Genomic DNA, 22,974 nt, shown 5'->3' on the forward strand with positions numbered 1-22,974 from the left:
GACAGCTACATCGCAAGAGGACACGACTGAAGGAGCATCGGCGCATGGCCAAAATCACCTACATCGAGCACGGCGGCAAAGAGCATGTCGTGGAAGTTGCTAACGGGCTGACCGTTATGGAAGGCGCGCGGGACAATGGTATCCCGGGTATTGAAGCCGATTGCGGCGGGGCTTGTGCTTGCTCAACCTGCCACGTTTATGTGCATGCGGATTGGGTCGAAAAACTGCCTGCAAAAGACCCGATGGAAGAGGACATGCTGGATTTTGCGTTCTCACCGGATGCAGCGCGTTCGCGGTTGACCTGCCAGCTTAAGGTCAGCGACGCGTTGGACGGCCTTGTCGTGCAAATGCCCGAAAAACAAATCTAAATGGTGGCGGCGCCGCGTCCACCCGCCCGCTTGTGGAGCGGTCTGGTGCGCGGCGTTTTGCTGGCCGCGAGCCTGTGGCCCGGCCTAGCGGATGCGCTAGAAATCACTGCGGCGCGTTATTCCGGCGCGACGCAGATCTATGGCCATCTTGTGCTGGGAAAGCCGCACAATTGGTCGACGCTTGATGTGACGCTGTCGGATGGCCGCGTGACTAGCGTCATCCTGTCTGGGCAGGTGTTCGAAGACATCGCCCCGCGATTGGCGGACATGGATGGTGATGGTAATCCCGAAATACTGACGGTTGAGGCGAAGCCCGGGCAGGGGGCGCGTGTGGCGTTCTATGGCTTGGGTCCAGCTGGGCAGCTTGGGCTGCGCGCGGCCACGCCTTACATCGGTACGAACAATCGCTGGCTTGCGCCTGTGGGTGTGGCTGATTTTGATGGCGACGGGGCTGTGGAATTTGCCTACGTTGACCGCCCTCATCTGGCGAAAACGCTACGGGTGTGGCGTTGGAATTCAGCGCCAGATGGTGATGTGCGGCTGCAAGAGTTGGCCATGGTGGGTGGGCTGACCAATCACCGGATCGGTGACGATTGGATCACCGGTGGTGTCCGCGATTGTGGCGATGGGCCCGAGATGGTGTTGGCGCTTGGCAATTGGGCCGGAATGGTCGCTGTGCGATTTATTGGTGGGTTTCGCTTGCGTGAATTAGGGGCTGACACCTCACGCATCGCCTTTGATCGGGCGCTGCGTTGTGACTAAGCCCGTGCATGGATATTTGTGAACCAAAGAAGCTTTGGTTTAGGGCTGTACGTCGTAGGGCAGGATATCGCGCCGGTTTGGGTCAAGTTGGAGGCGGCTTTCCAGCGGCGGGACGGACCGTTGATGACAGCCTGCGCGGTTGCAGATGCGGCATGAAATTCCGATCGGTTCAAAGGGTGCACTGAGGTCCATTCCATCCGCGTACACGATGGATTTGGCGTGCACGACCTCACATCCGAGGCCGATCGCGAGGCGCCGTGTCGGGGCTGAGTAGCTGCCTCCTGATTTTGAGACATCGCGCGCGAGGCAGAAGTATTTCACCCCGTCTGGGGTTTGTGCCAGTTGGCGCAGGAATTGACCGGGTGTTTCAAAGGCGCGGTGGACGTTCCACAGGGGGCAGGCCCCGCCGTAACGTGCGAATTGGAGCCGTGTTGCGGAGTGGCGTTTGGTGATTGTGCCGGCCTGATCGACGCGGACAAAGAAAAACGGCACGCCTTTGGCGCCGGGGCGTTGGAGGGTTGATAGTCGGTGGGCGACCTGTTCCAGCGATGCGTTGAAGCGGTGGGCGAGCAACTCTAGGTCATGACGGACATCTTCTGCCGCGGCCTTGAAGCGGGCATAGGGCATAAGTGCCGCACCTGCGAAATAGTTCGCGAGGCCTACTTTGGCGATATCGCGGGCCTGCCCTGAGAGGCGTGCGAGATCGAGGGTTGCCTCAAGGATTGGGTCCTTTTCGATGAGTGCGAACTGGTGAAGCATCTGGAACAGTTGCGTTGATTCCGGGCTTTGGGCTGAGACGGTCAGAACGTTGCCCTCAAACCTACGGACGGGGCCTTCGGCGACTTCGACGGTGACGCCGCGGGCGCGCAGGGCAGCTGCGAGCGCCTTTTTCACATCACCGCCTTCGCGTTCTACAAAGTTTTCAGCGTTGCGGTCGACGGCGTCGATGTAGTTGTCGCAGTAGTGGAAGAAGTCGCGCACCTCTTCCCATGGGCTTTGACCGACGCCTTCACCGGCAGAGCCAAGGGCCTCATCCATGGAGGCGAGCCGTTCATTGCTTTGACGGTAGGCGCGGTGCAGTTCCAGGAACGCGCGCGCGAGGCCTGGGGCGTTGGATGCGGTTAGCCGTAGGTCCGCAAGAGGCGGTGGGTCAGAGAATACGGGATCGGCCAGCGCCTCACGCATATCGGTCACGACCCGCTCTGCATCGCCCTCAGACAACTCGGTGACGTCGAAGCCAAACTCGCCCGCGAGGGCAAGCACCACCCGTGTGGACACGGGCCGGTTGTTATTCTCCATCTGATTTAAATAAGGGAGCGAGACGCCGAGTTTTCGGGCGAAGTCAGTTTGGTTGAGAGACAGGCGACCCCGGACTTCGCGCAGCTTTGCACCGGCATATAATTTGCGCTGGCTCATGGTTGCTCTCCTTTGCAGATTTGCAGCGTGATTTTACGCGGCTTTGCAAAGGGGCGCTAGGGGGTGATCGTGTGCCCTAACCTACGGTCGCGCCGGACCGTTGCAACAATGGTTGCGACGCCGCAAATGGCTGAGGCCAGCATGATCAGAATGAGGGGCATTGCGCTGTTGCCGGTGCCTAGGGCGGCACCCGCCAGTGCCGATAGTGCCGCGCCTCCGCCGATCATCATCGCGCCGCCCAAGCCGCTGGCGGTGCCCGCAAGGTGGGGGCGGACTGATAGCATTCCAGCGGTTGCATTGGGTAAAACCAGCCCATTGCCGACGCCCACAAAGGTCATCAGGCCGAAAAACACAAAGCGGCTTTCGATGCCAACGGCAAACAGCAGGGCCATCATGCCGATGCCCGTGCAAGAAAACAGTGAGCCACGCAGAACCATCGTGTTGATGCCAAGGCGTTGGCTGTAGCGCCCTGACAAGAAGTTTCCGCAGAAATAGCCAATAGCGGGGGCGCCCAGAAATGCGCCCACTGTTGCCGGATCCATCTTGAACAACGTGACCCCGACGTAGGGCGCGCCGCCCAAGTACGCAAAGAACGCACCAGACGTGAATGCCGCACCCATAGCGTACCCCCAGAAACGCGGCGAGGTGAGCAGTTCGGGGTAATCGCGGATTTGGGCGATCATGCTGGTCGAGGTGGCCTTGGCGGTTTCGCCAAGGTCAAACCAGCTGAGCGCCCAAAGGCCCAGCCCCGCAATCAGCAGGAGCCAAAAGCTGGCCTGCCAGCCAAAAGCCGCATCTAGCCCGCCACCAATGGCTGGGCCGATCATGGGGGCCACGGACATGCCCATCGTGACGTAGCCGATCATCGATGCGGCTTCATTTGTGGGCACCATATCGCGGACAACGGCCCGGCTGAGGACCATGGATGTCACGATGACGGCCTGCGCCATGCGAAAGAATAAAAACGTCTCAACGCTTTGCGCGATAAGGCAGCCCAAGGTCGCTACGCAAAACAACCCGCACCCCCACAAGATCACAGGGCGGCGGCCGTATCGGTCGGATAGGGGGCCGACAATGACCTGAAGCACTGCGTTCATGGCCAAATAGACTGCGACCGATAGCTGCATCAGGCGATAGTCGGTCTCAAAATAAGCGGTCATATTCGGCAGTGAGGGCAGAAAAATGCTCATCGTGAGGGCCGCGATGCCGGCAAGCATCACGAGCGTAAAGACGGTCGGTGGGGTGGATCGGTCGAGAAAACGGACCGTTGGACGGGTCGACATCCTTTGTTCCTAGGGGGTTAAGGTTAACAAGTCCATGCGCGCGGCTGTGTGGTGGCGCACATTGTGCGGGTCCATGGCACACAGAGTGAATGGGTCGCTTCCACAATATTCGCAAATTTGCAATTCGCTAAAATATGCATATGCAGCATTTGCAAATATTCTAACTGAGCCTTCCCAGATCGCGCGTCACTGCATAGAAGGTCTCAACACCAAAAAGGGAGTCCCCGGACATGAAGGATATTCTGAGCGAGTTGGACGAACGCCGTGCCGCGGCGCGTGCCGGGGGCGGAGAACGCCGCGTGGCGTCACAACATGCCAAGGGCAAGCTGACCGCCCGCGAGCGCATCGACCTTCTGCTCGATGAGGACAGCTTTGAGGAATATGATATGTTCGTGCGCCATCGCTGCACGGACTTCGGGATGGAGGCGGAGCGGCCTGCGGGGGACGGTGTTGTCACCGGATGGGGCACAGTTAACGGACGTCAGGTCTATGTGTTTTCCCAAGACTTCACCGTGATGGGCGGTTCCGTCTCCGAGACGCATGGTGCCAAGATCTGCAAGATCATGGATATGGCCATGCAAAACGGCGCACCCGTGATCGGGATCAACGATTCCGGCGGGGCGCGTATCCAGGAGGGCGTCTCATCGCTGGCGGCCTATGGCGAAGTGTTCCAACGCAACATCGACGCCTCGGGCGTTGTGCCGCAAATCTCGATGATCATGGGGCCGTGCGCGGGTGGGGCCGTGTATTCGCCCGCCATGACCGACTTTATCTTTATGGTCAAAGACAGCTCCTACATGTTTGTCACTGGCCCTGATGTGGTGAAAACGGTGACCAACGAGCAGGTCACCGCAGAGGAATTGGGTGGCGCGACCACGCACACCAAGAAATCCTCGGTTGCGGATGCGGCGTTTGAAAATGACGTTGAGGCCTTGGCTGAAGTGCGTCGCCTGATCGACTTCCTTCCGCTCAACAACCGCGAAAAGCCCCCGGTCCGGCCGTTCTTTGACAGCCCCGACCGGGTTGAGCCGTCGCTCGATACTTTGGTGCCCGAAAACCCCAACGCGCCGTATGATATGCGCGAGTTGATCCTGAAAACCGCCGACGAAGGCGATTTTTACGAAATCCAAAAGGATTTCGCGGGCAATATTATTACAGGGTTCATCCGGTTGGAGGGACGCACCGTGGGTGTGGTTGCCAACCAACCTATGGTGCTGGCTGGGTGTCTTGATATTGACAGCTCCCGCAAGGCGGCACGGTTCGTGCGGTTCTGTGATGCGTTCGAAATTCCGCTGCTGACGTTCGTGGATGTGCCCGGCTTTCTGCCCGGCACGACCCAAGAATACAACGGCGTGATTAAGCACGGTGCCAAGCTGCTGTATGCGTATGGCGAAGCTACCGTGCCAAAGGTCACTGTTATCACGCGCAAAGCCTATGGCGGTGCTTATGTAGTGATGTCGTCCAAGCACTTGATGGGCGATGTGAACTACGCGTGGCCCACATCCGAGATCGCCGTGATGGGTGCCAAGGGTGCGACTGAAATCCTCTACCGCTCTGAGCTGAATGATCCCGAAAAGATCGCGGCACGTGCGGCGGATTATGAGGATCGCTTTGCCAACCCGTTTGTGGCCGCTGAAAAAGGCTTTGTGGATGAGGTCATCATGCCCCAATCTACGCGCAAGCGGGTGGCACGGGCCTTTGCGGCGTTGCGGAACAAGTCCACGAACAAGCCGTGGAAAAAGCACGACAACATCCCGCTCTGATCGGATGGCGAAGGGCTGGCATATGTCGGTGGACGGCGCGCGGCTGACGCTTGCGCGTCGGACCCCCGTGCGCTGGGACGTGGCGGTGCAGACGGTGTTGACCGGCTGCGCCGATCGTAACCGCGCGGCCATTGCCCATCAGGTCCGCCAAGACATATGGCGAGCCTTGGCGCGGGTGCGTGGGTTTTCCCCGATTGTTGAGGTCACGCGCAGCGGCTCGGACATGCAGGTGCGTGCAGGCGGACGGCTGGACGCGTCTGCGCCGGATCTAACGGCGCGTATTGCGGGGGTGCTTAATCAACCCAAGGCGCGTGCCCGGTGGTGTGCGCGTGCGTAAATGGATGTTCGCCTTCGTGCTTGGCCTTACGGCGGGGCAGGCGGGGGCAGTGCCCTCGGGCCAGCCGCTAGCGCTGTGGCAGATCGCGTGGGAACGGATGCAGGGCACCCAAGACCTGCAATTGGTTATCCGCGCCATCGCGCCCAAGGTCGGTGCATTGGGGTTTGAAGCCGCGCAAGCGGACATGGATTGGATTTGCGCGACCCATGGCTTGACGCTGAGCGGTTTGCCCCATGGCGCCGCCGCCCAAGTCGTGGTCAACCTGATGGACACACCTATCCCGCGCGGCACGTCCAACCCGGACGTCGCGCAGTATTTTAGCGTATATGAGCTGGCCGATGGGGCCTGCATCTTGGAGGACTTATGAAGCGGCCACACGACCTTGAGCTGCGATGTTCACCTGCGGGGAGGGCTGGTGCATGTGCGCAACAACCCGCGCATGTGACCGCACGCCCGTATGTTTTCCACACCGATTCCGATATGCTGCAAAACGATTGCAGTGGTGCAGTCGGCAGTCGTCGGGAGGGTTGCGTCGATGCATCGGCCCCCCGCACCTCATTAAGGAGAGCAGAATGTCCAAAAGCCTCAAAGCGCTTATTGCCGTCGGTTTGGTCGCCATCGTTGCGGCCTGTAGCAGCGGCACCCAAGAAGAAATCGTCATCGTTGAGCCCACGCCTCTCGAAGCGGAACCTGTTTCCGGCAAGTTCTGAGCCGCGTGACCTGAACACCCTCATGTGGCGGGCCGTTGCCTCCGCCACATGGACCCCGTCGGTGGGGGGCAGCGCATGCTAAAGCACCGTGGCTTTCCGGGCCGTCTTCCGGGCACTGACTATCAGTTTGTGATCCGCCGCGCGAACCCGCGTGGAGTAACGCCCCTAGTGGCGCGCAGACGTTTTCCTGACCGTAAACCTGCCGATCGGCGCGCCGATGAGGGCTTTATGGCTGCGTTGTGGTCCCACTTCGGGCCAGAGCCGTTTGAGCGGGGCAATTTGGACGCAGGCCGTCTGAATTGGCTGCTCGACCGCGAGGTTGTGGCCGTCGAAGAGGATTTCGACCCCGTCAGCTACGACTCGCTTTTGCGGATCGATGAGGCCGTGGCGCGCGTGTCTTTCCCGCGTGTGTTTGAGGCCGAAAGCTTTGACGACTGGGACGAGGAAACCGAGGAATGACCTTGGGATTCGGCGCAAATTCGCTGATGGCGAAACCCAGTGAGCCAATTCGCGCCGATCGTAATTTGAATGAGCGTTCCTGCTGGCCTGTGCCCATAACTCGTGCACATTTAAAACCATGGCTGAATTCCCCCAAGGATTTCATGAGCCATGGCGGGGCCCTATGTTCCTCTCGCCTGGTGCAGGCTCGTCGATTTCCTCCGAGCCTGTACTCGGCTGGGGGTGCGGCGCAGGTGTCCGGGGCCCGGGACATACAGGAGACGTCAAAGTGGCAAAGACCATCAAGTTATCAGCAGTCGCAATCGTTTTATCCACGCTCATGGCGTGCAACACCGCAAGCCTGTCCGACATTGAACGTGCCGGGATCGGCGCGGCTGTCGGCTGCGCGGTGGGTGAAATCATCGAAGACGGCGAATGCATCACGGGGGCCGCAATCGGCGGCGTCGGCGGTGCATTGTCAAACGACCTCGGCCTCTGACGCCGAGTGCACTGCACCCCTGACAAGGGGTAACCACGACTCACAAGCCTCAAGGCTGCTCGGGAGGGGATCCCGAGTGGCCTTTTGGCATTTGAACGATATCCGGGGATCAGCCTCGGCAAAAGGTCAAGACAAGGGGACAGCGTAATGTTCGAGAAAATTCTAATTGCCAACCGGGGCGAGATTGCCTGCCGCGTGATCAAGACTGCCAAAGCCATGGGCATCAAGACGGTGGCGATTTATTCGGATGCGGACAAAAACGCGCTGCATGTAAAGATGGCCGATGAAGCCGTCCACATTGGCCCGCCCCCAGCGAACCAGTCCTATATCGTCATCGACAAGGTGATGGAGGCGATCAAGCAAACGGGTGCCCAAGCGGTTCACCCCGGTTATGGCTTCTTGTCCGAGAATTCCAAGTTTGCTGAGGCGCTTGAGGCCGCTGGCGTGGCCTTTATCGGGCCTCCCGTTGGTGCGATTGAAAAAATGGGGGACAAGATCACCTCCAAAAAGATCGCCCAAGAGGCCAACGTTAGCACGGTTCCCGGCTACATGGGTTTGATCGAAGACGCCGAAGAGGCTGTCAAAATCTCAAACCAGATCGGTTATCCGGTTATGATCAAGGCCTCCGCTGGTGGCGGTGGTAAGGGCATGCGGATCGCATGGAACGACACCGAAGCGCGCGAAGGTTTCCAGTCCTCCAAGAACGAAGCGGCAAACAGCTTTGGAGATGATAGAATTTTCATCGAAAAGTTCGTCACACAGCCACGGCACATCGAAATTCAGGTGCTGTGCGATAGCCACGGCAACGGCGTGTACCTGCATGAGCGTGAATGCTCGATCCAGCGTCGGAACCAAAAAGTGGTTGAGGAAGCGCCCTCGCCCTTCTTGGATGAGGCCACTCGCAAAGCGATGGGTGAGCAGTCCTTGGCACTGGCACATGCGGTTGGCTACGCCTCGGCAGGTACCGTGGAATTCATCGTCGACGGCGACCGCAATTTCTACTTCCTTGAGATGAACACCCGCCTTCAGGTGGAACACCCTGTGACCGAGCTGATCACGGGCGTCGATCTGGTCGAGCAGATGATCCGCGTTGCCGACGGTGAGGTGTTGGGCATCAAGCAAGAAGATCTCAAGATCAAAGGCTGGGCGATTGAGAACCGCCTTTATGCAGAGGATCCCTACCGGAACTTCCTGCCTTCGATCGGGCGTCTGACCCGTTACCGCCCCCCTGTTGAAGGTGCGCTGGGCGATGGCACCGTGCGCAACGACACTGGCGTGTTCGAGGGCGGTGAGATCAGCATGTATTACGATCCGATGATCGCTAAGCTCTGCACATGGGGCCCGGACCGGGCCACTGCGATTGAGACAATGCGCACAGCCCTTGATAGCTTTGAGGTTGAGGGCATTGGCCACAACCTGCCGTTCGTGGCTGCGGTGATGGACCATGACATTTTTATCAAAGGTGACATGACAACGGCTTTCATCGAAGAGCAGTATCCTGACGGCTTTGAGGGCGTGACCTTGGATGAGACAGCCCTTTCGCGCGTGGCTGCGGCATGCGCTGCGATGCACCGCGTGGCCGAAATCCGGCGTACTCGTGTGTCTGGCCGCATGGACAACCACGAGCGCAAAGTCGGCGACGATTGGGTCGTGACCGCGCAGGGCGCGCGCATGGATGTCACCGTGGATGCCGACAAAGACGGCGCCACCGTCCAGCTAAAAGACGGCGCAAGCCTGCGGGTTGAAAGCGATTGGACCCCTGGCGATAGCCTCGCGCGGGTGATGATCGACGGAACACCCATGGTGCTGAAGGTCGACAAAATGGTCGGCGGTTTCCGCATCCGGTTCCGGGGCGCAGACATCAAGGTCCATGTGCGCACACCGCGTCAGGCGGAGCTGGCCGATCTGATGCCAGAAAAACTGCCGCCCGATACCTCCAAGATGCTGCTGTGCCCCATGCCCGGTCTGATTGTTAAAATCGACGTGGCCGAGGGCGAAGAAGTGCAAGAAGGTCAGGCGCTGTGCACCGTTGAGGCGATGAAGATGGAAAACATCCTTCGCGCCGAAAAGAAGGGCATCGTCACCAAGATCAATGCAGGCCCCGGCGACAGTCTTGCCGTGGACGAAGTGATCATGGAGTTCGAATGAGCCATGACACGGCACCTCGGCATCCGACATCACCTACACCTTGCGCGCGCTTTGGCGTCGCGCGGGGGCGTGGCTGGTGCGGATGGGGTGCCAGTTGATCAGCTACCTGCGCGCATTTCCTGTCGGCGCAGGGGCATTTTGTCGATGGAGCGTGTCAGTTCGCGCACGTCCCACGGCAAAGGTTTGCGCAGTTTCACCTGCCCGTCCTTACCAATCAGGACCATCATGAACCCCCGGGGGCGCAGCTTGGTGCGCAGGGCGCTTTCACCGCTTGGGTCAGTGTCGACGATGATGACCACGTCGCGGTCCGCAAGGTCTTGGGGGCGCTGCGACAGCAGGTCCATTTGCTGGGTGAACGCTGGATCCCGCTCCGAATTGGCAAAGACCACGATGGGTCGTGCGACCCATGCAAAGTCGTTCAAATCCACGTCATCGGCGGCAAAGATGTGGGTTTTGTCAGCCTCCCACACGGCCAGAACGTCTTGGTCTGAGACGTCAGAGGCCATGGCGGTGGTGGCGAATACTCCAAGCAGGCCAAGGCCTAAGGCAAAATGCGTCAGTCGTGTCATGGTTCCTCCAGTTCACTCACATATAGGGGGTGCGCGGCGCGGGGCGAAGGACTTTGCGCAATTTGTTGAAAAATCGGCCCTTAACGGGTTGAGGGAACTGCCGCACCAAGGCAGTCAGATTGCCGATTTGACTGACCCTGCTGCCGAACGATTTGCTCCCCTCACCACTGATCAGGGACAAACGATGGGCGGGACATATGACACCGACCTCACCTGGCTGCGCGCTGGCACGGATGGTTTTGCTAGTTTTATTGACACCAAGGCGTCGCGTTCAGTGACCCTGACAGCCGCACACCCGGACGCATGTTCCGGGGCGCAGGCTTAGACAGAGAAGGATATCCCATGACGGATCAGAACACGCCGGACCGCACAAAGCTTTGGACTGAGCTTGCGACCAAAGAATTGCGGGGCAAACCCCTTGAGGACCTGACGTGGAAAACGTTGGAAGGGATCGAGGTCAAGCCGCTGTATACTGAGGCCGACCTTGAGGGGTTGGATCATTTGGGCGGCATCCCCGGTGAGGGGCCGTTTACGCGGGGCGTCAAGGCGACGATGTACGCAGGCCGCCCTTGGACCATCCGCCAATACGCGGGTTTTTCGACAGCTGAGGAAAGCAACGCGTTCTACCGCAAGGCTTTGGCTGCGGGCCAACAGGGCGTGTCGGTGGCCTTTGATCTGGCAACGCACCGCGGCTACGACAGTGATCACCCCCGGGTGGAGGGTGACGTCGGCAAAGCGGGTGTAGCGATTGATAGCGTCGAGGATATGAAGATCCTGTTCGACGGCATCCCGCTTGATAAAATCTCGGTCTCCATGACGATGAACGGCGCGGTGATCCCGATTTTGGCGAACTTTATCGTCACCGGCGAAGAGCAGGGGCATGATCGCTCCGTGCTGTCGGGCACGATCCAGAACGACATCCTGAAGGAATTCATGGTCCGCAACACGTATGTTTATCCGCCCGAGCCTTCGATGCGGATCATTGCGGATATCATTGAATATACGTCGAATGAGATGCCGAAATTTAATTCGATCTCAATTTCTGGCTACCACATGCAGGAAGCGGGCGCGAACCTCGTGCAAGAGCTGGCGTTTACGCTGGCCGATGGGCGCGAATACGTGCGTGCGGCGATTGCCCGTGGCATGGACGTGGATAAATTCGCGGGCCGGCTCAGCTTTTTCTTTGCGATTGGGATGAATTTCTTCATGGAGGCCGCCAAGCTGCGCGCCGCACGCCTGTTGTGGCACCGCATCATGGAGGAGTTCGAGCCTAAGAACCCTAAGTCATCCATGCTGCGCACCCACTGCCAGACCAGCGGCGTGTCGCTGCAAGAGCAGGACCCCTACAATAACGTGGTCCGCACCGCCTATGAGGCGATGGCCGCAGCCCTCGGCGGCACGCAATCGCTGCACACCAACGCGCTCGATGAGGCGATTGCCCTCCCGACAGAGTTTGCTGCACGGATTGCGCGCAACACCCAGTTGATCTTGCAGGAAGAAACCGGCGTGACCAATGTGGTCGATCCGCTGGCGGGGTCGTACTATGTCGAAAGCCTGACGGCTGAGTTGGCGGATGAGGCGTGGAAACTGATCCAAGAGGTCGAGGAGCTGGGCGGGATGACGGCCGCTGTGAACTCGGGCATGCCCAAGTTGCGGATCGAGGAAAGTGCCGCGCGACGTCAGGCTATGATTGACCGGGGCGAAGAAGTCATCGTTGGCGTCAACAAGTACCGTTTGGACAAAGAAGATCCGATCGACATCATGGATATCGACAACGCCGCTGTGCGTGATAGCCAGATTGCGCGCCTAGAGCGTATCCGGTCCGAGCGGGACGATGCGGTTTGTGCCGCCGCCCTTGCAGAGGTTGAGCGTCGCGCGTCCGAGGGTGGCAACCTGCTAGAGGCCGCGGTCGATGCCGCCCGTGCCCGCGCAAGCGTTGGCGAAATCAGCCTCGCGATGGAGGCCGTGTTTGGCCGTCACCGCGCCGAGGTCAAAACCCTCGCAGGGGTTTACGGTGCCGCGTATGAGGGCGACGCAGGGTTTGCCGCGATCCAAAAGTCGGTCGAAGACTTTGCAACGGACGAAGGGCGCAGGCCTCGGATGCTGGTCGTCAAAATGGGTCAGGATGGTCATGACCGCGGTGCCAAAGTCATCGCCACGGCCTTTGCGGATATCGGGTTTGATGTCGACGTTGGTCCCCTGTTCCAAACGCCGGATGAGGCTGCGCAAGACGCGGTTGATAACGATGTACACGTCATTGGCATCAGCTCGCAGGCGGCAGGCCACAAGACGCTCGCGCCCAAACTGGTTGCCGCGTTGGAGGCCGCAGACGCCAAGGACATCATCGTGATCTGTGGAGGGGTGATCCCACAACAGGATTACCAATTCCTGTATGACGCAGGCGTTAAGGCGATTTTCGGTCCCGGCACCAACATTCCGGAGGCGGCCCAAGACATCCTGCGCCTGATCCGCGAAGCACGGACCTAAGCGTTGGGCGCGCCACGGCGTGCCAGTATTTTGAGCCATTAGGGGCGGGGCGGTTGTATTGATCGCCCCGTTTTGCCATTTGAAGGGTTAACATAGGAGAACTGCGTGGCCTTACCCGCAAAACAACAGGTGACCTATTGGGGGCTCGTGAGCTTTGTCTTTCTGCTCGCGCTGTGGTTTTTGGGCGATATCATGCTGCCGTTCATCGTGGGCGGTGCGATTGCCTATGGGCTTGATCCACTGGCAGATCGGCTAGAAGCGCGCGGCCTAAGCCGGGCCATCGCTACGACACTGATCTCATTATTCGCACTGTTTATCTTCTTGCTCGCGGTTGGATTGGTGATCCCGCTCTTGGTGGAACAGACCCTTGCGTTGATCCGGTTCGCGCCGGAATTGTTCATCCAATTGCGCGATGGCCTCACGGCGCGTTTCCCGCAATTGATCGATGTCGATAGCACCGTTGGTCGGACGGTCAGTCGCGCGGTCGTTTCCATCGGTGAGGCGATCCAAGCGCAGGGCGGTGCATTTGCACAACAAATCGCATCCTCGGTTGTGGGCGTCATCAACGCGGTGGTGTTTGTCGTCGTTGTGCCGGTTGTGGCATTTTACCTATTGCTCGATTGGGACCGTATGGTTGCCCAAGTCGATGACCTGCTGCCGCGCGATCACGCGCCAACGGTCCGCCGCCTCGCGTCCGAGGTAGACCGCACTCTGGCCTCATTCGTGCGGGGTCAACTAACGGTCTGCGCAATTTTGGGCACGTTTTATGCCGCGGGCCTGATGATCGTGGGCCTGCAATTCGGCGTAGTGGTCGGAGCGGTTGCGGGCTTGATCTCTTTCATCCCCTACGTCGGTGCGCTGATCGGCGGGGCCTTGGCGTTTGGCTTGGCGTTGTTCCAGTTCTGGAATGATCCGGTATGGATCGCGGTGGTCGCAGCCATCTTTGCCGCCGGCCAAATGCTAGAGGGCAACTTTCTCACCCCCAAGCTGGTCGGTGGATCGGTCGGGTTGCACCCGGTGTGGTTGCTGCTGGCGCTTTCGGCGTTTGGGGCGGTGTTTGGTTTTGTGGGCATGTTGGTGGCCGTGCCGGTGGCTGCGATGATTGGGGTGCTCGCGCGCTTCTTGATCCAAGAGTATAAGGCCAGTCGCCTGTACCTTGGCCTCGAATCGAAACGTGACCCGGACAAAGACGCCGCCGAATGAACGACACACAGCTTCCCCTTCCACTGCCCATGCGCCCTGCGATGGGCCGGGACGATTTTTTCGTCGCGCCCAGTAACGCAATGGCGCTGGCTTTCGTGGATATTTGGCCCAACTGGCCAAGCAATCGGCTGGCTGTTGTGGGCCAAGAAAGTGCGGGCAAAAGCCATTTGGCCGCGGTGTGGGCACGTGTTTCGGGCGCAAGGGTGATGCGGGCCTGTGATGTGAATGCGGCAGATGTGCCCGATTTGGCCAGCGGGCCTCTGGCCATTGAAGATATGCATGTGCCGATGGGGGCCGAAACGGAACGCGCTCTGTTTCATTTGCACAATCTGATCGCGGCGGAGGGGCATAGCTTGATGGTCACGGGGCGCGGCGCGCCTAGCAGTTGGCCCATCACACTGCCCGACCTTGCCAGCCGCTTGCAGGCCATTACGATGGCCGAGGTGGCCGCCCCCGATGACCAATTGTTGTCGGCTTTGCTGATCAAACACTTCTCGGATCGCCAAGTGACCGTATCGCCTGCGGTGATCGCCTATGTCATCCCGCGGATTGAGCGTAGCTTTGCCGCCGTTGAGGCCATTGCCCAGCAATTGGACGCCGCTGCACTCGCGGGACAAAAGCCAATCACGCGGTCGCTGGCCCGCACATTGCTGGACACAGACGACGCAGAGGCGTAGTGTGTCTACCTTGTCATAAAGCTGTCATTTAAGCCCCTTAGGGGAAGTGCATGTTAGATAATTCACACATTCCGGCGTCTGATTTCCTCAAGTCGCCGCTGCCTGCTCCCCGTGCCTTGGACGAGGATCGGACCACCGGTCCGCGCCGTTTCTTCAACCGTGAGCTGAGTTGGCTCTCGTTCAACTGGCGCGTACTCGAAGAAGCCGCAAACCCCCGTGTCCCTTTGTTGGAGCGGTTGCGCTTTTTGTCGATTTCGGCGGCGAACTTGGACGAATTTTATACGGTGCGCGTCGCGGGCCTGCGGGAACTCGCGCGCGCGGGCACAACAACGCCCGCCGCGGATGGCCGCTCTCCGGTTGAGCAATTGCGGCTGATCAATGAAAACGCGCGCAATTTGTTGTCGGCGCAGCAATCGACGTGGATCGGACTGCGGCGGTTGATGGAGGCGGATGGCATTCGCCTGCTGGAGCGGGACGCCCTGACGCCCGCGGATGAGCAGATGATGGATGACCATTTTCTGGCCCAAGTGTTTCCCGTCCTGTCACCGCTCGCGATTGACCCCGCGCACCCGTTTCCGTTCATCCCGAACGAAGGTTTTTCGCTCGCTGTGATGTTGGAACGGCCCAGCGACAAACGCCGCCTTCAGGCTTTGCTGCCCGTGCCGCAACAGATCGACCGCTTTGTGCGGTTGGCGGATGAGGATGGTGTCGCGCGGTTCCTCCCGCTGGAGGAGCTGTTGTTGATGCAGATCGACGCGCTGTTCCCCGGCTATGAACTAAAGGGTCATTGCGCCTTTCGGGTGCTGCGCGACAGTGACCTTGAGGTCGAGGATGAGGCCGAAGACCTTGTGCGTGAGTTCGAGACCGCCCTCAAACGTCGCCGCCGGGGCGAAGTTGTGCGCATGAAAATCACGGCCGACGCGCCAGAGGCGTTGCGCAAGGTGATCGTGGGCGAGTTGGGCGTTCAGCCTGATGAAATCATCGACATCAAGGGTTTGATCGGCCTCGCGAGCCTTAAGCAACTCGTGCTGGATGAGCGTCATGATTTGTTGTGGCCCCATTTTACCCCACGGGTGCCCGAACGCGTGCAGGATCATGACGGCGATATGTTTGCCGCGATCCGGCAAAAGGACATGCTGCTGCACCATCCGTATGAGACCTTTGATATGGTCATTCGGTTCCTGCAACAGGCGGCCCGGGACCCAAATGTTGTGGCGATCAAGCAGACGCTCTATCGGACGTCGCGCAACTCCCCCATCGTTGAGGCGCTGTGCGAAGCTGCCGAGATGGGCAAGAATGTCACCGCTTTGGTCGAGCTGAAGGCGCGCTTTGATGAAGCCGCGAATATTCGTCAATCGCGGCGGCTGGAACGGTCCGGCGCACATGTGGTCTACGGCTTTATCAACTACAAAACCCATGCCAAGATCAGCACCGTTGTCCGCCGTGAAGGTGATCAACTGGTGACTTATACCCACTTTGGGACGGGCAATTACCACCCGATCACCGCGCGCGTTTATACCGACCTGAGCCTATTTACCTGCGACGCAGCCCTTGGGCGCGATGCCACCAAGGTGTTCAACTACATCTCTGGCTACGCGCAGCCCGTCGGCTTGGAAAACCTCTCGATCTCACCGCTGGATATGAAATCGATCCTGCTGGAGCGGATTGAGGGTGAGATCGCCCATGCCAAAGCTGGGCGGCCTGCGGTGATTTGGGCCAAGATGAACTCGCTCATCGATCCCGATATCATCGACGCCCTCTATGCGGCCTCTGGTGCGGGTGTGCGCATCGATCTGGTCGTGCGGGGCATTTGTGGTTTGCGGCCCGGCGTGACGGGGCTTAGCGAAAATATCCGGGTGAAATCGGTCGTGGGGCGGTTTTTGGAGCACTCTCGCATTGTGTGCTTCGGCAACGGTCAGGGCCTGCCGTCGAAAAAGGCGCGGGTGTATATCAGCTCAGCTGATTGGATGGGGCGCAATTTGAATCGCCGTGTCGAAACCCTTGTCGAGATCCGCAATGCGACCGTCAAGGCGCAGATTGTGAGCCAAATTATGGCGGCCAATCTGGCTGACGTTGCGCAAAGCTGGGTGCTGGGCCCGGAGGGCGAGTTCGAGCGTGCAGATACCTCAAAGCTCGATAATCCGTTCAATTGCCATCGGTTTTTCATGGAAAATCCGTCACTTTCGGGACGCGGTTCTGCGGGGGCGAAGGATGTGCCGGAATTGGCGCACTCGGCCGATGATGACACTGCGCGTTGACCTGCAGGCCCTTCGCGGGCAAAGGTGACACCCAGACATCGGGATGTGTCTGAGCGACCAAGGAGATCCACATGGACGGAGCGGAACGCAGTGCGGAGCCGTGGGATCTGTTTGGAGCCCCGTTGTTCGACGACCCCAAAGCGCGTGCACTGTCGCGAGTCGGGGTGATTGACGTTGGTTCCAACTCCGTACGGATGGTGGTTTTTGACGGCGCCGCGCGGTCGCCAGCTTATTTTTACAATGAAAAAATTCTTTGTGGGCTCGGGGCAGGGCTGTCTGAAACGGGCGTTCTAAACCCCGAAGGACGTACCCGCGCATTGGACGCGATCCACCGCTTTGCGATTATCGCGCGGTCCATGCAGGTGTCACCACTGGTGGCCGTGGCCACCGCCGCCGTGCGTGAGGCCGTGGATGGCGACGCCTTTGTCGCCGAGGTTGAGGCCGTGACCGGGCTGCGCATTCAATGCATCAGCGGAGAGCAAGAGGCGCGGTTTTCGGCGCAAGGTGTTTTGTTGGGCTGGCCTCAGGCGGACGGTTTGATGTGCGATATCGGCGGCTCGTCTATGGAACTGGCTGAGGTGACGCATGGCCATGTTGGTGCCTGCGTTTCAGCCCGTCTGGGGCCCCTCAAACTGGCAGGGCTGCCCGGTGGGCGCAAGGCGCGCTTGGCTGAGATTGACGCGACCCTCGGCGCGATGCGCGAAGAGATGTCGGGCGCCTACAAGACGCTGTTTCTTGTGGGTGGGTCATGGCGCGCACTTGCGCGGATCGACATGGAACGCCGTGCCTATCCGCTGCATGTGCTGCACGAATATACGATGCGACCCCAAGATGTTCGCGCGACGGTGCAATACATCGGCCTGCAAGACCTAGAGGGCCTGCGCCAACGCACAGGAACTTCGGCGGCACGTATGGCGTTGGTGCCCATCGCTGGCGAAGTCATCTTGCGGCTTTTGCATCACTTCAAGCCGAGCCAAGTTGCGGTGTCGAGCTACGGCATTCGTGAGGGGCTTTTGTATGAACAGATGCCCCAATCCCTGCGTGAGCGTGATCCACTGATTGAGGCCTGCCGTTTTACGGAGGCCAAAGATGCCCGCCAGCCGGGTTTCGGGCGGACGCTGTATCATTTTATTCTACCGCTGTTTCCCAAGGTCACGGCTGCGCGCAAACGGCTGATCAAGGCTGCGTGTCTGCTGCATGATGTGGGCTGGCGCGCGCACCCAGACTACCGTGCGGATGTGGGGTTTGATCGGGCCGCGCGGTCCAACTTTGGCGGGCTATCCCATGCGGAGCGTGTGTTTCTTGGCCTCGCCCTATTGCACCGTTACCGCAACAAACGGGCCTATGAAAAATACGATAGCCTCGCGCATTTGCTCACCCCAGAGGAGGCCGAACAGGCTGAGGTTTTGGGCAAGGCAATGCGCTTTGGGGCGATGTTCTCGGCGCTTGATCCGACGTTGATGGCGACGTTGGAATGGGCGCCCAAAAAGCGGCAAATCACACTGGGTCTGCCCGCAGGTGAAGGGGAGGTCCTGTTCGGAGAGGTGGCACAGGCGCGCTTTGCCTCGCTCGAAAGCAGCCTTGGGGCCACTTCCAAGGTTCGTGTCGCGCGCAGCTAAGCGGCTTGCCCCCGGGCGTTGGCTTGGCTAAGGCAAGAGGGCACTTTTCCGGAGACTTTCCATGCGCCTGAGCCGTTATTTCCTGCCCGTTCTCAAAGAAACGCCGTCCGAGGCGCAGATTGTCAGCCACCGCTACATGCTGCGCGCGGGCATGATCAAGCAGGCGCAGGCCGGCATCTATTCTTGGTTGCCGCTGGGCTTTAAGGTGCTCAAACGGATTGAGCAAATCGTCCACGAAGAGCAGGAACGTGCGGGCCATATCCCTCTGCTCATGCCGACGCTGCAATCGGCGGATCTGTGGCGTGAAAGTGGGCGGTATGATGATTACGGCGAAGAGATGCTGCGCATCACCGACCGCCATGGCCGCGATATGCTGTACGGCCCCACGAACGAAGAGTTGATCACCGATATCTTCCGCAGCCATGTGTCCAGCTACAAGGACTTGCCGCTGACGCTGTACCACATCCAGTGGAAATTCCGCGATGAGGTTCGGCCTCGCTTCGGCGTGATGCGCGGGCGTGAGTTCTTGATGAAAGACGGCTACAACTTTGATCTGACAAAGGAAGCGGCACTGCACGCCTACAATCGCCACCTTGTCAGCTACTTGCGCACCTATGAGCGGATGGGCCTTCAGGCGATCCCGATGCGTGCGGACAGTGGCCCGATTGGTGGCGATGACACGCATGAATTTCTTGTGCTGGCTGACACTGGCGAAAGCGAAGTGTTCTACGATTCTGCTGTCACGGACCTGACATTTGGTGATCGTGCAATTGACTACGACAGTGTTGAAGAATGCGCGGGCATCATGCGTGAATTCACTGAGAAATACGCCCGCACCGATGAAACCCACGATGAGGCGAAATTCAACGAAATCCCCGAGGAGCGTCGTCGCGTGGCGCGTGGGATCGAAGTGGGCCAGATTTTCTATTTCGGGACCAAGTACTCTGAGGCAATGGGCGCCACGGTCCAAGGTCCCGATGGGAAGCCGACGCCAGTGCATATGGGCTCCCACGGGATCGGTGTGAGCCGCCTTCTGGGCGCAATTATCGAGGCCAGCCATGACGACAAAGGCATCATTTGGCCAGAGGGCGTGACGCCTTTCCACGTTGGTATCGTGAACCTAAAGCAGGGTGATGCCGAGGCTGATGGCGCATGTGAGGGGCTTGAAACCGCTCTGATCAACGCAGGCCTTGATCCGCTGTACGATGACCGAAAGGAGCGAGCCGGTGGCAAGTTCGCGACCATGGACCTGATTGGTCTGCCATGGCGGATCACCGTGGGTCCACGGGGCCTGAAGAACGGTGTGGTTGAGCTCACCTCCCGTCGGACGGGTGAAAGCGAAGAGATGGCCCCCGAAGCTGCGGTCGCCAAGCTGGTTGAGATTTACGCAAAGCATCTCTGAGGGGCTGGCCCCTCAGTTCACAAAAATGAAAAACCCGCCTCAGCTGATGCTTTGGCGGGTTTTTTGATAGGCGAGTGATCGGGGCAGTGTGGCTTTTTACTGCGCCATCGCCTCCGCCCGCTCAATCGCGGGCTTGATCGTGTCTTTCATGATGCTGCGTGTGATTGGTCCCGCCCAACGCAGGACGACCGTGCCGTCGCCCGCAATCACGTAGGTCTCGGGCACGCCGTACAGGCCCCAATTGATCCCCATCCGGCCGGTTGCATCGGCCACGTGGGCGGCAAATGGGTCACCAAGCTCCGCAAGGAAGTCGAGGCCATCAGCCGCCTCGTCCTTGTAGTTGATCCCGTAGACGGGCAATTGCTCGGACAATTCTTTGATCATCGGGTGCTCAGCGCGGCAAGGAACGCACCAAGAGGCCCAGAAGTTGACCAATGTCACGTCACCGCCGCGCAGGGTGGCATCGTCGAATGACGCCAGTCCGGGCAGTTCAACGCCTTCAATTGCGGGTGCTTGGCGGCCTTCTATGGTTGAGGGCAGGGCATCGGGATTGTCGCGAAATAACCCCGGGCCAAAGAAGGCACCGATTAGGGCGGCAAATAGCCCAACAGGGATCATCGCGACCCAATTAACAGATTTCCGCTTGTCCGGGGTGGGGGTCTCACTCACCTTTGTGCGCCTTTTCTTCCTGCTGAAGCCGTTGCTTGATCTTACGGCCTTTCCACAAGGATTGCCCAATCAAAAGCGCGAGAAGACCAAGGCTGACACCATAGGCGAGGCCAACCTCCGTCGCGTATTTTCCAAGGTCTGGCAGAATGCGTGCGATGATCATGCGGCCATGCTCCGGGCATCAAGGGCGTGCAGGCGGCGCCGGCGGATTTCCATCCGCGTGCGGTAGAGGACCAGCGTCACGAACAGGCACACAAAGCCCGCCATGGATATGACCGCCGGATACCAGAACACGTTTGATATGTTCTGCTCCTTGTCCATTGAGAAGGTCGCCCCTTGGTGCAGGCCTTGATTCCAGAACAGAACCGCGTAGCGCGACAACAGGGCAAAGACGGATCCGACAAGGCAAAGTACCGAGGTCAAGTCGGCGGCGGCGTCGGGGTTTTCGATCGCCTCCCACAGGGCCATGTAGCCGATATAAAACAGAAAAAGGATCAAGAACGACGTCAGGCGCGGGTCCCATTCCCAGTAAGTGCCCCACATAGGCTTGCCCCAGATCGCACCCGTAAACAGGGCAATCAGTGTCATGACCATGCCGATGGGGGCTGCGGCGCGGGCGGCAAGCGCGCTGACATGGTGGCGCCGGATGATCCATATGAGTGAGCAGACCAGCATCATCAGCCACGCATTGATCGCCATCAGGGCGGCGGGCACGTGCAGGTAGATGATCTTGACCGTTGAGCCTTGGCGGAAGTCATCGGGGGTGAAGAAGAAACCCCAAACGAGCCCCGTTACGATCAGCAAAGCTGACATCACAACGAGCGGCGGCAAGAGCCACGATGAGGTCGCCATAAATCGGCGCGGATTGGCGTATTCCCACAAAGACATGGGGTGAAATTATGAGGCCGGCCAAGCAGCGACAAGGGACAAAGCGGGAGGGGTGTTAGCGCAAATTGACGCGGAGGGCGGCAGCCGTTGCGAATGGCAGCAGCGCGACAGTGCCCAACGTGATGCCCGCAAGAAACGCAAGCGGGGTCGCCGTGGCCAGCCCATCGGCACCGCGTTTGACGACTTCAGCGCCGAAAATCAGCGTGGGAATATAGAGCGGTAAGACCAACAGCGACATGAGCAACCCGCCACGTTTGAGGCCGACGGTCAGAGCCGCCCCAAACGTACCCAGCCACGAAAGCGCGGGTGTACCGACGAGCAGTGACAGGATCAGCCACGACATGGCTTCCACCGGTAGGCTCAGGAACAGCCCAAGCAGTGGCGAGATCGCCACGAGCGGCAGGCCCGTCGTGATCCAATGCGCGAGCGCTTTTGATACCGCGACGCCCTCCAGCGGTAGCGGGGCGGTTGCCAACAGGTCCAGCGAGCCGTCCTCCCAATCGAGGGCGAACACCCGGTCGAGTGACAAAAGGCACGCCAGCAACGCGCCGAGCCAGAGAATGCCCGGTGCAATTACGCCCAAGGTGGCTGAGTTCGGGCCAACCCCGAAGGGCACCAAGACCGTCACGATCAGAAAAAACGCAAGCCCCAGCCCAAAGCCGCCGCCTGCACGGAAGGCGAGCGCGAGGTCACGGCGCAAGAGGGCGATCATTCGAAGGCCTCCTCAAACGGGTCGTCGGTTTGGCGACCGGACAGTTTGGTAAAGGGGCTGATGTCGAGCACGCGGGCAGTCGGCAGGCCAAGGTCGATATGGGTCGCGATCAGGGCAGAGCCGCCCTGAGCCAAGTGGGATTCAACGGCGCGGGCAAAGCGCGCAACGTTTTCGACATCGAGGCTGACGGTTGGTTCATCCATGACCCAGATGGGCCGCCCGGTGACGACCATACGCGCAAGCGATAGGCGACGCTTTTGCCCCGCAGATAGGGCGCCGGCGCGGCGGTCGCGCAAAGCCTCAAGGTCAAAGGCCGCGATGGCGGTTTCTACAGCATGCGCACGGTCGCTTTCAAAGACGGCGGCCCAGAAGGCGAGGTTTTCCGCGACGCTCAGCTGTGCCTTGAGCCCATCTGCGTGTGCGGCGTAGGCGATGGTGTCTTCGGGTGCGTTGATCTGGCCCTCTAGCGGTGGCGTTAACCCCGCAAGGCAGCGCAGCAATGTCGTTTTGCCCGCGCCGTTCGGGCCGCGCAGGATCAACGCCTCGCCTGCGGCGACTTCAAACGTCACCCCTTCGAGGATGCGCAATTGCCCGCGGCGGCAGGCCAGGTTCGTGACGGACCATTCCATGGCTCCGGTCTAACCCCCTCATGCCACGACTGAAACCCCCGTTTCATCGCCGCGCTGGGCTGCGGTTATCGCTTTTGCAAACGCGACGGGGCCTCGCGCCCTTGTGGACGCCACAAAACCTCCCAAATTTGATATAA

General features: G+C 59.7%; 23 protein-coding genes. 15 read left to right on the forward strand and 8 right to left on the reverse strand.

The annotated features are described in order from the left end of the window. Positions 1–44: 44 nt before the first annotated feature. A complete protein-coding gene (locus PM04_RS06570; RefSeq protein WP_038004792.1) occupies positions 45–368 on the forward strand; it encodes a 2Fe-2S iron-sulfur cluster-binding protein in 324 nt (107 codons plus the stop codon). 45 nt (positions 369–413) lie between these two features. Further along, positions 414–1,130, forward strand: a complete 717-nt coding sequence (locus PM04_RS06575) for a VCBS repeat-containing protein (RefSeq protein WP_038005211.1) — start codon at positions 414–416, stop codon at positions 1,128–1,130. Between the two features lie 39 nt (positions 1,131–1,169). On the opposite strand, the gene PM04_RS06580 is transcribed toward PM04_RS06575, so the two are convergent. Further along, positions 1,170–2,546 (reverse strand): short-chain fatty acyl-CoA regulator family protein, encoded by a 1,377-nt coding sequence (locus PM04_RS06580; RefSeq protein ID WP_038004794.1) that lies wholly within the window; start codon positions 2,544–2,546, stop codon positions 1,170–1,172. A 56-nt stretch (positions 2,547–2,602) separates the two neighbouring features. Then, entirely contained in the window at positions 2,603–3,829 is a 1,227-nt protein-coding gene (locus PM04_RS06585; protein ID WP_038004796.1) for a multidrug effflux MFS transporter, read from the reverse strand. A gap of 230 nt (positions 3,830–4,059) precedes the next feature. Here PM04_RS06585 and PM04_RS06590 point away from each other — a divergent pair, with 230 nt between their 5' ends. From PM04_RS06590 to PM04_RS06615, 7 genes are all read left to right on the forward strand, one after another. Further along, complete coding sequence (locus PM04_RS06590; RefSeq protein ID WP_038004798.1) at positions 4,060–5,592, forward strand: acyl-CoA carboxylase subunit beta; 1,533 nt, start codon at positions 4,060–4,062, stop codon at positions 5,590–5,592. A 22-nt stretch (positions 5,593–5,614) separates the two neighbouring features. After that, on the forward strand, positions 5,615–5,929 hold the full coding sequence (locus tag PM04_RS06595) for a hypothetical protein (RefSeq protein WP_234702813.1): 315 nt from the start codon (positions 5,615–5,617) through the stop codon (positions 5,927–5,929). Continuing rightward, entirely contained in the window at positions 5,922–6,296 is a 375-nt protein-coding gene (locus tag PM04_RS17345; RefSeq protein ID WP_152593961.1) for a DUF6497 family protein, read from the forward strand. The genes PM04_RS06595 and PM04_RS17345 overlap by 8 nt, the downstream gene beginning before the upstream one ends. A gap of 205 nt (positions 6,297–6,501) precedes the next feature. Beyond that, positions 6,502–6,639, forward strand: a complete 138-nt coding sequence (locus tag PM04_RS18065) for a hypothetical protein (RefSeq protein WP_162834952.1) — start codon at positions 6,502–6,504, stop codon at positions 6,637–6,639. 75 nt (positions 6,640–6,714) lie between these two features. After that, complete coding sequence (locus PM04_RS06605; RefSeq protein WP_038004803.1) at positions 6,715–7,098, forward strand: hypothetical protein; 384 nt, start codon at positions 6,715–6,717, stop codon at positions 7,096–7,098. A 268-nt stretch (positions 7,099–7,366) separates the two neighbouring features. Beyond that, a complete protein-coding gene (locus PM04_RS06610) occupies positions 7,367–7,576 on the forward strand; it encodes a hypothetical protein (protein ID WP_038004804.1) in 210 nt (69 codons plus the stop codon). A gap of 147 nt (positions 7,577–7,723) precedes the next feature. After that, the gene (locus PM04_RS06615) at positions 7,724–9,724 is read left to right on the forward strand and encodes an acetyl/propionyl/methylcrotonyl-CoA carboxylase subunit alpha (RefSeq protein WP_038004805.1); all 2,001 of its coding nucleotides are present in this window, start codon (positions 7,724–7,726) and stop codon (positions 9,722–9,724) included. Between the two features lie 98 nt (positions 9,725–9,822). Here the strand turns inward: PM04_RS06615 and PM04_RS06620 are convergent, their stop codons facing one another. Further along, entirely contained in the window at positions 9,823–10,293 is a 471-nt protein-coding gene (locus PM04_RS06620; RefSeq protein WP_038004806.1) for a DUF4174 domain-containing protein, read from the reverse strand. Between the two features lie 342 nt (positions 10,294–10,635). Here PM04_RS06620 and scpA point away from each other — a divergent pair, with 342 nt between their 5' ends. The 6 genes from scpA (at position 10,636) to proS (ending at position 19,939) form a co-directional block, all read left to right on the forward strand. After that, complete coding sequence (scpA, locus tag PM04_RS06630; RefSeq protein ID WP_038004808.1) at positions 10,636–12,780, forward strand: methylmalonyl-CoA mutase; 2,145 nt, start codon at positions 10,636–10,638, stop codon at positions 12,778–12,780. Positions 12,781–12,885: 105 nt separating this feature from the next. Further along, positions 12,886–13,983, forward strand: coding sequence for an AI-2E family transporter (locus PM04_RS06635; RefSeq protein WP_038004809.1), 1,098 nt, complete (start codon positions 12,886–12,888; stop codon positions 13,981–13,983). After that, positions 13,980–14,660, forward strand: coding sequence for a DnaA ATPase domain-containing protein (locus PM04_RS06640; RefSeq protein ID WP_038004810.1), 681 nt, complete (start codon positions 13,980–13,982; stop codon positions 14,658–14,660). The genes PM04_RS06635 and PM04_RS06640 overlap by 4 nt, the downstream gene beginning before the upstream one ends. Before the next feature lie 50 nt (positions 14,661–14,710). Continuing rightward, on the forward strand, positions 14,711–16,918 hold the full coding sequence (locus tag PM04_RS06645; RefSeq protein ID WP_038004811.1) for an RNA degradosome polyphosphate kinase: 2,208 nt from the start codon (positions 14,711–14,713) through the stop codon (positions 16,916–16,918). Between the two features lie 71 nt (positions 16,919–16,989). Further along, on the forward strand, positions 16,990–18,537 hold the full coding sequence (locus PM04_RS06650) for a Ppx/GppA family phosphatase (RefSeq protein ID WP_038004812.1): 1,548 nt from the start codon (positions 16,990–16,992) through the stop codon (positions 18,535–18,537). 61 nt (positions 18,538–18,598) lie between these two features. Continuing rightward, complete coding sequence (proS, locus tag PM04_RS06655; protein WP_038004813.1) at positions 18,599–19,939, forward strand: proline--tRNA ligase; 1,341 nt, start codon at positions 18,599–18,601, stop codon at positions 19,937–19,939. A gap of 96 nt (positions 19,940–20,035) precedes the next feature. Here proS and PM04_RS06660 read toward each other — a convergent pair whose 3' ends face one another. The 5 genes from PM04_RS06660 to ccmA are packed head-to-tail and all read right to left on the reverse strand — an operon-like array spanning position 20,036 to position 22,837. Then, entirely contained in the window at positions 20,036–20,608 is a 573-nt protein-coding gene (locus tag PM04_RS06660) for a DsbE family thiol:disulfide interchange protein (RefSeq protein WP_324618314.1), read from the reverse strand. After that, positions 20,601–20,771, reverse strand: coding sequence for a heme exporter protein CcmD (ccmD, locus tag PM04_RS06665; RefSeq protein ID WP_234702814.1), 171 nt, complete (start codon positions 20,769–20,771; stop codon positions 20,601–20,603). The genes PM04_RS06660 and ccmD overlap by 8 nt, the downstream gene beginning before the upstream one ends. After that, positions 20,768–21,496, reverse strand: a complete 729-nt coding sequence (locus tag PM04_RS06670) for a heme ABC transporter permease (RefSeq protein WP_038004814.1) — start codon at positions 21,494–21,496, stop codon at positions 20,768–20,770. The genes ccmD and PM04_RS06670 overlap by 4 nt, the downstream gene beginning before the upstream one ends. A 55-nt stretch (positions 21,497–21,551) precedes the next feature. Beyond that, positions 21,552–22,208: a heme exporter protein CcmB gene (gene ccmB / locus PM04_RS06675; protein WP_038004815.1), complete on the reverse strand. Its 657-nt coding sequence runs from the start codon at positions 22,206–22,208 to the stop codon at positions 21,552–21,554. Continuing rightward, positions 22,205–22,837 carry a heme ABC exporter ATP-binding protein CcmA gene (ccmA, locus tag PM04_RS06680; RefSeq protein ID WP_038004816.1) on the reverse strand — a complete coding sequence of 211 codons (633 nt, stop codon included), beginning with the start codon at positions 22,835–22,837 and terminating at the stop codon, positions 22,205–22,207. Before ccmA ends, ccmB begins: the two co-directional genes overlap by 4 nt. Positions 22,838–22,974 lie beyond the last annotated feature (137 nt).

This window comes from Thalassobacter sp. 16PALIMAR09 (genome assembly GCF_000765485.1).
Classification (GTDB): domain Bacteria; phylum Pseudomonadota; class Alphaproteobacteria; order Rhodobacterales; family Rhodobacteraceae; genus Thalassobacter; species Thalassobacter stenotrophicus.